15 protein-coding genes and 2 pseudogenes are annotated in these 13,397 nt (G+C 31.8%); 14 read left to right on the top strand and 3 right to left on the bottom strand.

Annotated elements, in window-relative coordinates; all coding sequences use genetic code 11:
* Positions 1–9 precede the first annotated feature (9 nt).
* The 5 genes and pseudogenes from EUC40_RS13520 (at position 10) to EUC40_RS13500 (ending at position 4,112) form a co-directional block, all read left to right on the top strand.
* Complete coding sequence (locus EUC40_RS13520; protein ID WP_425278190.1) at positions 10–1,014, top strand: serine hydrolase domain-containing protein; 1,005 nt, start codon at positions 10–12, stop codon at positions 1,012–1,014.
* Positions 1,015–1,192: 178 nt separating this feature from the next.
* Positions 1,193–1,824 (top strand): annotated as a pseudogene (locus tag EUC40_RS13515) (VanZ family protein).
* Positions 1,825–1,911: 87 nt separating this feature from the next.
* Positions 1,912–2,418 (top strand): DUF3189 family protein, encoded by a 507-nt coding sequence (locus EUC40_RS13510; protein WP_071712108.1) that lies wholly within the window; start codon positions 1,912–1,914, stop codon positions 2,416–2,418.
* A 199-nt stretch (positions 2,419–2,617) separates the two neighbouring features.
* The gene (locus EUC40_RS13505; RefSeq protein ID WP_156575638.1) at positions 2,618–3,424 is read left to right on the top strand and encodes a DegV family protein; all 807 of its coding nucleotides are present in this window, start codon (positions 2,618–2,620) and stop codon (positions 3,422–3,424) included.
* A gap of 472 nt (positions 3,425–3,896) precedes the next feature.
* A complete protein-coding gene (locus tag EUC40_RS13500) occupies positions 3,897–4,112 on the top strand; it encodes a hypothetical protein (RefSeq protein WP_001104089.1) in 216 nt (71 codons plus the stop codon).
* Positions 4,113–4,176: 64 nt separating this feature from the next.
* Here the strand turns inward: EUC40_RS13500 and EUC40_RS13495 are convergent, their stop codons facing one another.
* Positions 4,177–4,893: a hypothetical protein gene (locus tag EUC40_RS13495; RefSeq protein WP_156575637.1), complete on the bottom strand. Its 717-nt coding sequence runs from the start codon at positions 4,891–4,893 to the stop codon at positions 4,177–4,179.
* Between the two features lie 425 nt (positions 4,894–5,318).
* Between EUC40_RS13495 and EUC40_RS27610 the strand changes: the two genes are divergently transcribed.
* On the top strand, positions 5,319–5,465 hold the full coding sequence (locus tag EUC40_RS27610; protein ID WP_395592425.1) for a hypothetical protein: 147 nt from the start codon (positions 5,319–5,321) through the stop codon (positions 5,463–5,465).
* 150 nt (positions 5,466–5,615) lie between these two features.
* Here EUC40_RS27610 and EUC40_RS13485 read toward each other — a convergent pair.
* Positions 5,616–6,076 (bottom strand): annotated as a pseudogene (locus tag EUC40_RS13485) (DUF2306 domain-containing protein).
* A 173-nt stretch (positions 6,077–6,249) separates the two neighbouring features.
* On the opposite strand from EUC40_RS13485, the gene EUC40_RS13480 reads away from it, so the two are divergent.
* Positions 6,250–6,780, top strand: a complete 531-nt coding sequence (locus EUC40_RS13480) for a DUF4269 domain-containing protein (RefSeq protein ID WP_071712104.1) — start codon at positions 6,250–6,252, stop codon at positions 6,778–6,780.
* A gap of 40 nt (positions 6,781–6,820) precedes the next feature.
* On the opposite strand, the gene pdxR is transcribed toward EUC40_RS13480, so the two are convergent.
* The gene (gene pdxR / locus EUC40_RS13475; protein WP_156575636.1) at positions 6,821–8,257 is read right to left on the bottom strand and encodes a MocR-like pyridoxine biosynthesis transcription factor PdxR; all 1,437 of its coding nucleotides are present in this window, start codon (positions 8,255–8,257) and stop codon (positions 6,821–6,823) included.
* Positions 8,258–8,408: 151 nt separating this feature from the next.
* Here pdxR and EUC40_RS13470 point away from each other — a divergent pair, with 151 nt between their 5' ends.
* The 7 genes from EUC40_RS13470 (at position 8,409) to EUC40_RS13440 (ending at position 13,379) form a co-directional block, all read left to right on the top strand.
* Positions 8,409–9,320, top strand: a complete 912-nt coding sequence (locus tag EUC40_RS13470; RefSeq protein WP_156575635.1) for a DMT family transporter — start codon at positions 8,409–8,411, stop codon at positions 9,318–9,320.
* Positions 9,321–9,515: 195 nt separating this feature from the next.
* Complete coding sequence (locus EUC40_RS13465; RefSeq protein WP_156575634.1) at positions 9,516–10,439, top strand: nucleoside hydrolase; 924 nt, start codon at positions 9,516–9,518, stop codon at positions 10,437–10,439.
* A 76-nt stretch (positions 10,440–10,515) separates the two neighbouring features.
* Positions 10,516–10,974 (top strand): GNAT family N-acetyltransferase, encoded by a 459-nt coding sequence (locus EUC40_RS13460; RefSeq protein ID WP_156575633.1) that lies wholly within the window; start codon positions 10,516–10,518, stop codon positions 10,972–10,974.
* 30 nt (positions 10,975–11,004) lie between these two features.
* Positions 11,005–11,343, top strand: coding sequence for a divalent cation tolerance protein CutA (gene cutA, locus EUC40_RS13455; RefSeq protein ID WP_156575632.1), 339 nt, complete (start codon positions 11,005–11,007; stop codon positions 11,341–11,343).
* Between the two features lie 25 nt (positions 11,344–11,368).
* A complete protein-coding gene (locus EUC40_RS13450; protein ID WP_071712098.1) occupies positions 11,369–11,815 on the top strand; it encodes an NUDIX domain-containing protein in 447 nt (148 codons plus the stop codon).
* 181 nt (positions 11,816–11,996) lie between these two features.
* Positions 11,997–12,260: a heterocycloanthracin/sonorensin family bacteriocin gene (locus EUC40_RS13445; RefSeq protein ID WP_001071379.1), complete on the top strand. Its 264-nt coding sequence runs from the start codon at positions 11,997–11,999 to the stop codon at positions 12,258–12,260.
* A gap of 102 nt (positions 12,261–12,362) precedes the next feature.
* Positions 12,363–13,379: a serine hydrolase domain-containing protein gene (locus EUC40_RS13440; protein WP_156575631.1), complete on the top strand. Its 1,017-nt coding sequence runs from the start codon at positions 12,363–12,365 to the stop codon at positions 13,377–13,379.
* Positions 13,380–13,397: the final 18 nt, after the last annotated feature.

The following is a 13,397-nucleotide window of genomic DNA, read 5'->3' as shown; positions in this document are numbered from 1 at the left end:
AAAAATGAAGTGGATAAAATTATAAAAGATATACAACAGAAAATAGATTTCTCTGGAGTAGTTTTAATAAAAAAAGAAAATGACTTAGTCTATGAAAAGGCATTTGGTTACGCAAACAAAAGTGAATGTATAAATAATACACTACAAACAAGATTCGGAATTGCTTCAGGATGTAAAATTTTCACTGCAATTGGCATCTGTCAACTTGTTGAAAAGGGTATAATTACTTTTCATACAAAATTAAAGGAGTGTTTAAGTATTGAATTTCCAAACTTCAATGAAAATATTACAGTACATCATCTTTTAACGCATAGTTCGGGTATTCCAGATTATTTTGATGAAAGTATTATGGACAACTTTGAGGACCTTTGGAAACAAAATCCAATGTATCTTTTAAAAAGTTTACGAGACTTTTTACCATTATTCCAAAACAATAAAATGATGTTTACACCAGGTAGGAAATTTCACTACAACAATGCTGGTTTTATCATACTTGGATTAATTATAGAAGAGCAAACAGGACTTACTTTTACGGAATATATAGAAAAAAATATATTCATTCCACTAGGCATGAAGGATTCTGGCTATTTCTCTTTAGATAGATTACCAGGACACACAGCTCTCGGATATATAAAAGATGTAAATAAACAAACATGGAGAACAAATGCATATTCTATACCAATAAAAGGAGGTTCTGATGGTGGTGCTTTTATTACTGCGCCAGACATGCTGAGGTTTTGGGAAGCATTATTTAACTATGAAGTAATAAGCCAAGAAAATACAGAGTTACTTTTAAAACCTCATATTCAAGTTAAAAATAATCAGTTTTATGGCTATGGAATATGGATTGAAACAAGACAAAACAATGTTTTTAAATATCATGTGATGGGCTATGATCCAGGCGTCAGTTTTCGCTCTGCTGTATATCCAGATTTGGGAATTACATTAGTTATTCCTTCGAATAAAGGAGAGGGGCCTGAAAAAATAATGGGAGAAATAGAACAAGCTTTTTAATTGTACAAATACTTTTAAAAACCATCATTTTATTTACAAAATGATGGTTTTCTATAATGAATGTTAGAGATATTAAAATACAAATTTATAAACATAAAAACATTCAATTAATCAAATTTAAAGATTGATGGTTTTTAGGTAATATAAAAATAATAATAGGAAGGGGTGTGTTAACTGTTTGTATATGATCAACGGAAGTGTGTTTATCATTTTGGGGATTATCTGTTATTTTATAGTTCGAATTATATTAATTGGAGTAATAAGTAAAGAACGTATAAATTGGCGGACAGAATTAATTTGTTGTCTATTCGCAGTATATATTTGTATGGTTGTTGCCGTAACCCTATTTCCTTTACCAATTGGTTTTCCTTCTAGTGCCGAAAATCTAAGTCGTTCAGTTAATGTTATCCCTTTTGCATCAATTATTAAAGATATCAATCAAATTGGAAGTGCTTATGGTGGGGATTCTTTATTCATGATTGCTCTAATCGTAAGGAATGTAGGAGGCAATATTTTATTATTAATGCCTTTAGGGTTTTTAGCACCAATTATATGGGATACATATAAAAAGATCAAAAACACTATTTTATTAGGATTTACTATATCAGTTAGTATTGAATTATTACAATTACTTGAGTCTTTATTTAGTGGATGGGGACGTATTACAGATATTGATGATGTAATCTGCAACGTACTAGGCTCTATTTTTGGATATTATATGTATAAAGTTTTTTTAAAGTTAGTTACTAAATTTAACATTCAAGTGCTAGAGAAAAATAATGCTAAAATGTGAAATTTATTGATAAATAAAATTTAAAATAAGTTCATCCCGTGTTTAACAACACTGTGAACGGTAATACTAATTAACATTGAACTTTTACAACAAGGGATGATAATATGATATACATTTACACAGACTTCGGCGGCACACATACAACTTCACTTGCTGCAGCGTATCATTTAAATAAATTACCAACGGATCGTAAGTTAACGAAAGAAGAAATTTTAAATGTAGATTACTTCAATAAATTGAAAACCGAAGATATGGGGAAGATTATTTTTCATGGGATAGACGAAAATGGTCACCCTGTATATACGATTGGATGTGGTGCATCAAAAGTTGTTGTACCTGCGATGAAGCATTTAGGTGAGATTTTGCAAAAACATTATCAAAGCCATGAAAAGATTGTTTTTTCTAATACATCACCAACAGTGCCTTTACCAATGACTTTTGGCGGGCTATTTTCTAGAAGGTTTCATATCGATTTTATCGGCGTACCTTTACTCGTATGGGGAGCAAAAATTTGCTGCGATAACATACAACGGCTCGTTAGTTATACAAAAGAAGCTGGACGATTAACGAATGATTATGTTGTAATTTTAGATAATGAAACTTTTAAATAGTATATGATAAGAAGAAAATCGAGCAAATTCCTTGATTTTCTTTTTTATTTGTGAAATAGACAAAAAATATTCACATTTAATATTCATCTACTATAGCCAAAACTATAAAGTCCTGTTACTATTACAGGGATATTCTCTTTTCATAACATAAATATATAGAAAAATTAGAAAAGAGGAATTGAATTAAGGGAGGAACAACATGAAGCGTGTTGCTTGGATTACTGATAGTACAACTGCGAGTTTTATAACAGAAGGAGATAACTTTGTTGTACCAATTGAAGTTATTATTGATGGAGTGTCGTACAAAGATTGTGAAGAAGGTGTACGTGAACGCGTCTATGCTGCGTTAAACGAAGGTAAAACTGTCACTACATCACAACCTAACATTGGGGAAATGGTAGAGTTATTTACGAAATGTAAAGAAGAATATGAAGAAGGATTTGCAGTTGCTATTAGCGGGAAAGTAAGTGGAACTTATCAAAATATGAAACTTGCTGCAGAAATGGCAGGGTTCCCTTTAACTGTGTTAGATAGTGAATCGACAAGTTATCCAATGGATGAACTAATTAGAAAAGCGAAATCGTTATACAATGATGGTATGACTTTACAAGATATACACAAAACATTAGTAGATGAAAAAAGAAGACCTTTTTATGTATTTCCAAAGAGCTTAAAAGGTTTATATGCAAGTGGTCGTGTAAAAGGAGTACAATTTTTACTTGGAAGTTTATTAAGTGTCAACTTAATACTAGAAGTGAAAAGTGGAGAACTTTTACTTGAAAAGAAAGTTCGTAAAATCCAAAAATGTAGAGATTACATTAAAAGTGAACTCGAAAAAGAGTTACCTAAAGTACTTCATATGTTCCATGCCAACGATAAAGATGGAGCGGAAGAATGGATTTCAGATATTAGACAAGCATTCCCTGAAATGGATTTCAAATTATATCCATTACCGATTTCATTTGCTGTTCATGCGGGTGAAGGAACAATAGCGATTAGTTATTAAAGTAAAACCCGTGAATAATTCGCGGGTTTTTTATTTAATTTAATGAAATCGAAGACAATTTTACGTTATTCTCTTTAAGTCGGTTTAATAGCAGGAATTCCTGGAATACAACAAAAAATTAAAGATATACGTAATATAAGATGTAGCATTTTTACTAGTGAAGTAGTAGGACCCATTTCTATTATTTAATCTCTGTAGCAGATTCATCCTATATTAGATACTTTTTCGAAACTCATGTCATCTTCATATAAAATGATAGTAAAATATTAAAAAAGACTAATTAAAAGCGCTCTCTAAATTTGACAATGAATATCATTTTCATTTAATATGAAATCGTCACATTTAATTGGACATTATTTTTGTGAAAAAATTTTACTTTTTTATTAGTGTAATAGAGTCCCGTTAGGGTGTCACTTTCAAGAACTATCACGGACTTTTTATGAATTTAAACGCAGGAAGGGATAAAATAAAAATGAACTGGAAAAAAGGCGGATTATGGATTATTATTTTTTTCATTGTAAAAGGTACGATTTCTACTCTTTTAATTGTTACAGGTGCTAAATATTTTGATTTATCATTTATACAAATTTTAGTACTAATACTGATTTTATTACTGATTTCTCTAACATCTCGTAAATTACTTTATAGACATAAACAAACCAAAAAGCAAAAAGAGCTAAATATATAATAAAACCCCAGAGACCGTTGGATTTCTGGGGTTTACTTTGACAGTCTTATTTTTCTGCGCTTATCTATCGTAATTCAGCGGTTTTTCTAATAACAATCTTGTCAATATCATCTTCTTCATCACCAATAAATAACCCGCGTTCTTTTAAATACGCTTCAAAATATAAATCTGCCTCTGCACGTTCATCATATGGTTTTACAGATAGAACGAAACCTAATTTGTTTTGTTCCTCTAAATGAGAAGTGGAGATGTAGGCCGGTACATTATGGCGTAAAAAGAGTTCTTTAACCGGTATAATCATATCTTTCATTAATTTTGTTAACATACCCATTTCAAACTCGAAATTAAAACGATCTATACTACATAAATCGGCGAATACTACACCGATAAAACCTGTATTAAATACTTCTTGATATTCTACGTCTTCGCCATGATTACCGTAAAAATTCTTTTCGATTAAATAATTTACAAAATAAGCAACACCGTCACTTTGTTCAAATGGTTTCGTTGAAAGAACAAAGCCGATTTTCTTTTGTTTATGTAAATACACACATGACATATATGCTGAAATGTTATGTTCTTTAAATAGAGAGCTTGTTGCCCCAGAGAGACCATCTAATACGTGATGAACAATTTGAAGTTTTTTACGGGCAAAATAATAGGATTTCTTTTGTAACTCCAATGTATCAATAAAGACAGAGCCGATAAAGCCTGTATTTGAAATAATAGGTGTTTGCTTTTTTCTTCCTCTGCGCTTTGCTTGAGCCATTGTAAAAATCATCCCTTCATGTACAATTAAAATAAAAAGAACGTTTGTTCGTATATTTATATTTTACTATTAAAACGCTCTAAAGTAAAGGGTTTTTGACGAAAAAACAACAAAAAAGACACCTATAAAAGGTGCCTTAAACGTTGTAGGGAAGAGGGTCCATCCCTACTATTTATATTATGATACAGAAACAATTTCTTCTGTATCTTCTACATCTAAATGACAGTCCATAGTACGAACATCTTGATCTTCATGACTTCCGAAATAAATAGTAATTTTCATATGTATCGCTCCTTTATTCTAGGAATACCTAAAATAATTACTAGTAATGTTAATATTTATTATATACCACTTTTTTCATTCCGACAACGTTATATCATTTTTAATTCTTTCATATTACAACCTGTCATATAAAGGTATTTAAAAGGGTGTTTTCAATGAAGGAGTACAAATCTCTGTATGGAAGGAGACAATTGATGAATTATCAAAAATTACTTATAGATAACTTAGAATATAAAACTTCAAATGTTGCTCGTTATGTACAAGGAATAAGTGTAAAAGAAACGACATTTAATAAAATATGAAAAAGAATCCAATTTAATCATTGGGTTCTTTTTCATTTAGCACTAAATGTATAACTTAAATCAATCTAGTATTGAATTTCTTTATAAAATATTACATTGAGTATAACTTTTCATAATAATAATCTGAAATTAATCAAAATGTAATTAATTTCAACTACGTTTTTTATATTTTTTTGATACACTGGCTACAAGGGGGATGCCAATTAAGGTTGGTAAAAACCAAAACCATATTGGTGGAAGTAAATTTATAATGGGAATATGAATGCCGATGTTTACTAAAAGTGCAGTAACAGCACCAATATAAGAGCCTATCATACCTCTAATATGATGGTGGAGCCAATTTTTCCAACGCTTTTTTCTTGCAAGGTAACCATAAATCGCAAATGAATAAGAGAAAATTGCTACATAAAATAAATATGCGATTTTTTCCCAGTTTATAATTGATAATATAATTGCAGTAACGGTGATAACAACATAGGATGCATGATATATTTCACCCCATTCTGTATGTTTTCCTTTCTTCTTTTGAGCAACCATCGCTACAATACCGGTTATTAAACATATTGTTCCAAATAATATGTGGATGGTTAAAGAACGTTGAAAATGCTCATAATAATTCCTCCTTTTTATTTTTATAGTATTGAAGTATAGGAGAAAAGTTGAAACGCATTGTTTATTCGCCTTAATATATTGAAATAAAGGTAATCCTAGAACAAATATAAACGGACAAATTTTTCTTGAACTTAGCGAGACACGTATTACGTGAAAAGAAGGAGAGACTTCCATGTTTACATCTATTACATATTTACAATCTGGGAATGAGAAGCAACAAAAAGTGTATGATGTTTTGGATAAACTAAACATCATGGAGGATTTAACTTTGTATAGTCCGGTTCTTTGTGGGACAATTCCTATTAGAATTGATACTCTTCGATCTGACTTAGATATAGTAATGGAAGTACATAACTTTGATGTTTTTGAACAGGAAATGAGATCTTTATACGGTTCTTATAAAGGATTCAAAATAAAAAAGAAAAAAATTAAAACTACAGAATCGATAAAAGTAAACTTTGAATTTGAAGGTTTTGAATTTGAATTATTTGCTCAGCCTAAGCCAGTACGTAACCAAAATGCATATAGACATATGATCGTAGAGCACATGCTATTAATGCAACATCCACATATAAGAGAAAAAATAATGCACTTAAAGGAACAAGGTTTAAAAACAGAACCGGCTTTTGCTCAAGTATTAAAAATTGACGGAGATCCTTATGAGGAACTTATTTTGTTAGGGCAGGAAATGCGGTTGTGGTAAAAGATACATAAAAACTCCTCTATAGATAAAAGAGGAGTTTTTATTGTGTCATTAACATACGGATTAATTCACTCAACAATTTAATCCCGTTAGTGATTTGTTCTGGAGAAGCATATCCATATGATAAACGTATGCATTGATCTGATTCTTCTTCATAAATACGTCCCGGGTTTAAAAGAACACCTTTTGATAGTGCCTCTGAAAATAGTTTCTTCATCGGAATGTTAGGTACAATCTTTATCCATATAAAGAATCCGCCGCTAGGAATATCCCACGTTGCAACATCTGCACAATACTTATTTAAAGCTTGTATCATGATTTGTCTTCGTTCTTTTAATTGACTTCTTACGTTTGCAACATGCTCTTCATAAAACCCTTTATTTATCCATTCAGCAGCAACTCTTTGAGATAATGAACTCGATCCATAGTCTGTTTGCATTTTTATATCTGATAATCTATCAATTACAGGTTCTGGCCCGATAATCCATCCAATTCTAAGTCCAGGGGTTAGTGTTTTAGAAAGACTGCCAATATATAATACATGTCCATGTTTATCCATTGATTTTAATGGAGCTGGTGGTTGTTCATCAATCCATAATTCACGGTAAATATCGTCCTCAATGATAGGTAACTGTTCTTTCTCGCATATTTTTAATATTTCTTTCCGTCGCTCTTTAGACATTAATATCCCTGTAGGATTTTGAAAGCAAGGAATAGAATATAAAATATTTTGCTTTTGACTATATTTAATTCTTTTTAATAAGTCGCGAGGTAAAATACCGTGATGATCCATTGATATACCAGATAGGTGTATATTTGCTGATTGAAATACATGGAGTGAATATAAGTAAGAAGGTTGTTCAAGTAAAACGGTTGATTTTTTATGTAAAAGACCAATTGAAATTAATTGTAATGCTTGTAGTGCACCAGAGACGATTAATATAGAATGAGGCGATACATGTATTCCAAATGTTTTTACGTATGTACTTATTGCTTCACGTAATGGGTACACCCCTTTTTGTTCCTCGTATCCGAAATAATCTAATTCCTCGCTTACGTTTTTCATAATGGATCGCATAGTTTCTATCGGGAAAAGATCAGGTGAAAGTTCGCCTTTACTAAGCTGTATAAGTTTTTTATTTGCTTCTGCTTTATTTATTTCTCGTACCATTAATTTGCTTGGTTTATGAATACCAGCTTTTACATATTCACTCCAATCGGGCGGAGGATTTGTCGCTAACAATGACCATGTATTATTCGTTACAATTGTTCCTGCTCCTACTTGTCCTTGAATTAAGCCATCCGCCATAATTTCATCTAGCGCAGTTATTACAGTACTCCGATTCACATGAAATAATTTTGCTAGCTGTCGTTGACTAGGAATCTTACTTCCAATGGGCCATTCTCCATTTTCAATTTTTTCTTTCATATAGTCTACTATCTGCCGATACTTAGGCAGTTTTTTATTCGTTGTCATAAAAAAACTCCCTCGTTCACTTTAAAAATGCTAAGTGGTTGGTTTTTACGATAAATAACTGGTTGAAGACATTGTAACAACTATTAAATATGATGAAAAGAAATAATTGGTAATTTGAAAATGGTTGGTTTATTAGGAAGGGAGAGACAACATGCATAATAAAAAATGGGATTTACGCATTATATATGCTCACGCTTTTACAATTCTTATATGGGGAACTGCTTTTCCGGCAATTCGTATGGGACTTGAATCGTATACACCTGAGCATCTTACTTTACTACGTTTATTAATCGCTTCATTTATACTTCTGTTGTTTTCTTTTATTTACAAGTTACGGATACCGGATTTAAAGGATATCCCAGCAATTTTTATGTTCGGCGCTTTAGGATTCACTTTTTATCATATTGCATTAAACTACGGCGAAAAAACTGTAAATGCCGGATCTGCAAGTTTAATTGTTTCAGTCACTCCTATAGTAACAGCAATCCTTGCTTCGGTGTTCTTGAATGAAAAAATGAAATTAAATGGCTGGATCGGTAGTGTAATTAGCTTTGTCGGAATTGCTTTAATATCCTTAAGTCAAGGGGATTCTATTCAATTAAATAGCGGAGGACTATTTATATTATTAGCAGCAGTTTCGGAAAGTTTATTTTTCGTTTTCCAAAAATCGTATTTAAAAAAGTATGGTTTCTTGCCATTTACGGTATATACAATTTTGTCCAGTACTGTATGTATGCTTATTTTTTCACCAGGAATTTATCAAAAAATACTAGCGGCTCCTCTTGAAGTAAATGTAAGTGTTATATATTTAGGCTTATTTCCAACAGTACTGCCGTATATTGCATTGGCCTATATCATATCTCGTACTGGTGCTGCTGAAGCAACAAGTTCTCTATATTTAACGCCAGTAACTGCGTGCTTTATAGCTTGGTTATGGTTAGGTGAAGTGCCAACTATTGTTTCAATAATTGGCGGGGGGATTACTATACTTGGAGTTTTAATTGCACATGTATCATTAAAGAAAGAAATGCAAAGTGAAGAGTACTGCAATACAGCAGGGTAGTTTGTTTACTATTTGCAAGAGATTTTATTGAACTCTTAAATAAATTGCTTATTTGAGAAAGGACTAACATAATGTTAGTTCTTTTTATTTATACAATGATTACGAGTAATATTCATATAAAATTGTATAGTTTAATTATTTTTTTACATATACATAATTATCATCTGCTATTTTCTATATGGAAGGAGATATTCTTTGGAGAAAGTACTATTTTTCGGAGACCCAGGTATTGATGACTCGTTTGCCATTATGTATGGTTTACTGCATCCTGAAATTGAAATTGTCGGTATTGTAACTGGATACGGAAATGTTGAACATATACATGCTGCGCATAATGCAGCGTATATTTTACAGTTAGCAAATAGACAAGACATTCCTGTGATTAGCGGTGCAACAAAACCGCTTACAGAAAAAATTACAACATACTATCCTGAAATTCATGGACCAGAAGGATTAGGGCCTATTCATGTGCCAAAAAGTGTATTGTCTATCCCGATATACAATTTTGGTAGTATTACTTCAATTCTTGTAAAGTACGGAAAAGATTTAACAATTGTCGATGTAGGAAGATCTACCTCGTTAGCGATTGCTTTTAATTTATGGAATGATTTAATGTTGAATGTAAAAGGAATCTATTTCATGGGTGGTGTTTTTTTAGAAGTAGGAAACGTTACGTCATTAGCAGAGGCAAACGTGTATGGAGACCCTATTGCAAGTAAAATTGTTTTTCAGCAAGCAAAGAATTTATTAATATTTCCTTTAAATGTAACAAACAAAGCCGTTTTAACACAAAATGTATTTAACTATATCCAATCTAATTCAAAGAATCCATTCCATACGATAATGAAACCAATGTATGATTACTATTTATCTGCATACCAAAAACTTAATCCATCTATCGAAGGACCTTTGCTACATGATGTGGTTGCTATAAGTGGATTAGTTAACCCAAGTTTTTTTGAATTTGTGCATCGTACAGTGAATGTAGATACTTACGGAGATACGAAAGGACAAACATTTGCTGATTTTCGCCCTAGCTCAATACCTAAAGGGGCCCGTATAGCACTAGAAATAGATGAACAAAAATTCATTCAAGATTTTATAAAAATCATGTTATAAGCTGTTGTCGAAAAAGGGAATTATTTCACTACGTTGAATATATAAATACATTCTCTTTATAAAGGAGCTTACAATATTGAATATCCACTTAAAGGTTGTTACGAGAGAGAATTGGGAAGATGCATTAAATTTACAAGTTAAAAAAGAGCAAAGAAACTTTGTTCCATCAGTAGCAGTTTCTCTTGCTAAAGTATATATAAAACCAGATGGCGAGAATGTAGAATACATACCATTTGCCATATACGATGGTGATCTTATGGTTGGTTTTATTATGCATGCTGTTGTAAAAGAGACATCAAATATGTATTGGATTAACGGATTTATCATTGATCAAACACGGCAAGGGAATGGTTATGGAAAAGCAGCATTACAAGAAAGTATTGATTTAATAAAAAATACATTTAAGGCGTGTAAAGAAATTAGATTAACAGTACATAAAGATAATATTTCTGCAAAGAAACTATATGAACATTACGGTTTTCAAACATTAGGATATGATTATGATGGTGAGGAAGTATATCGTTTATTCGTTTAACTATAAAGTAGTAAAGGTGTGAAATGAATTGTGCAATTTACTGAAGTGAAAATCGAAGTATTTATTCCTGAAGAATACATTGAAATGTTAAGGGATGCGTTAAATAAAATTGGTGCTTGTAAAACTGGAGGATATGACCATTGTCTTTCTTATAGTTCAGTAAAAGGGTACTGGAGACCGTTAGAGGGAGCATCACCTTATAATGGGGAAATTGGTCAAATATGCGAGGGGCAAGAATGTAAAATTGAAATAAAGTGTAAACGTGAAATTGTAAAAGGTGCTCTTGAAGTTATTAATAAAATTCATCCGTATGAAACACCTATGATTTATATTATACCGATACTAAATGACTATTTTGAGCAAGTTTAAATTGAATACCTAGGAGGAATATAAATTGAAAAGTAAATTCCACCATATTGTACGAGCAGTCGTGATAAAAGATGAAAAACTATTAGTTGCTGAATACATCGGACATCACTATTTTTTACCTGGTGGCCATGTTGAAATCGGAGAATCAGCAGAGAATGCATTAATAAGAGAGTTACGAGAAGAACTCGGAGTAAATTGTAGTATAAAACGGTTTTTGGGGGTCATAGAAAACCAATGGAAAGATAAAGAAGTACTTCATCATGAAATTAACCACATTTTTGAAATAGATTCACAAGAGTTATATATTGAGTTAACACCGAAGTCTAGAGAATCTCATTTAGCATTCCACTGGATAGATTATAGTAAAGAATCTTTAAATACTTATAAAATCATGCCAATGCCTTCAGTTAAAGAATTACTAGAAAGGAAATTAAGTGATGAACTACTAAATTGTTGGATTAGCAATTTTTAAATCACTCTATTTATAGTAAATTCGTCCATTGAAAGGATATAAAGAAAATAGGCTGCAAAACAAGGTACATCACCTAGTGTAAGTTCATATTTTGTTGATGTACGCATTTAGTCTATAGCCTTGTTTCTATATTAATTTTAATATTTGGACGGAATTTATATAACAAATGGAGGGTTTCGTAATGAATCAGTTTCAACAAGAACTACAATCATTAAACCTTAATGATTATCAGTCTGGTAATGTTGTGTATTGGGATCAACAACAACAATATCCATATTACTACATTCAGGACGATGCACGTCGCTGCGGTGGATGTGGCGGTTGTGGTGGACGCTGTGGTGGATGTGGAGGCAGATGCGGTGGTTGTGCAGGACGTTGCGGCGGTTGTGTAGGTTGCGCTGGATGTTTCAGCTGTTTTAATTGCTGGAACTGGTGGGTTATTTAATTTTATAAATCACTAATATTTCATATGAAAGAAAGGCGTAAATACTAGTTTATGCTTTTCTTTCATGCTGTGATTTGTTATGGGTATTAAGGGGGGATTTATTTGTATACATACGATAAGTTAATTTCTTGGGTAGAGAATATAAAAGAGAAAAATCATAGTTCTGCTACAGCACTATGTATTATAAAGGATAACAAAATTGTACTAGAGCATTATAGTGGATACCATTCTAATACATCTAAAAGTAAAAAGGTAACAGCATCTTCCCAGTTCAACGTTGCTTCTGCGAGAAAAAGTTATTTAGGATTAATGATTGCATATGCGCTTTATGAGGGTAAAATAAACTCTATTGATGATGAGGCGATAAAATATTTTAAAGACTTTGATCCTTTATTACTTGGTAAAACAACGATAAGACATTTAGTAACTCACTCGCACGGTTTAACGGAAATGGATGACGGGACAATTTTTCGTGAATTTGAACCCGGACAAGCTTGGGCGTATAGAGATATTAATGTAAGAATGATGACACGTCTTATTTATCAGCTATATAACAAAAGTTTTCCTGAATTGTTAAAGGAGCGTATATTTAAACTTGCCAACTTCCAAGAAACAGGGTGGAGAATTAAGCAAGATGAAAATTTAGTTAAAGTTGTTAATAATCCAAATGAACCCGCGATTAGCGAAGTGGGTACAGTAGATGATGGTACTGAAAAAAATCTGTTCGTCTCAGCTAGAGAGTTTGCGTATTGGGGTAACCTCCATTTAAATCAAGGTATGATAAATGGTAAACAAATCGTTCCAAAAGAAATTATAAAAACTGCTACGGATATACAGAGTCCGGCGTTTGAAAATAATGAACTACCACAAAACGGGTTGTTTTGGTTCGTTCAAAATGAACCTGCACAATTAAATGAAATTGGTGAACGCGTACCAAAAGGATCGTATCAAATATTAGGGATTACGGGACCAACTATATTAGTAATACCTGAATATAATGTAGTTGTTGCGAAAATGTATAATAAAAGATATAACTACGGTGGTGAGAATTATTTATATTATTTACGTGAATTTAGCAATTTAGTCGCAGATACATTTCGTAGCAGTAATAGGGCATAATTACTCCTATATTGAAAA

The sequence above is a fragment of the Bacillus luti genome (assembly GCF_009739945.1).
In the GTDB taxonomy this organism is placed as follows: Bacteria; Bacillota; Bacilli; order Bacillales; family Bacillaceae_G; genus Bacillus_A; species Bacillus_A luti.
This window is presented reverse-complemented; position numbering and strand designations above follow the sequence as displayed.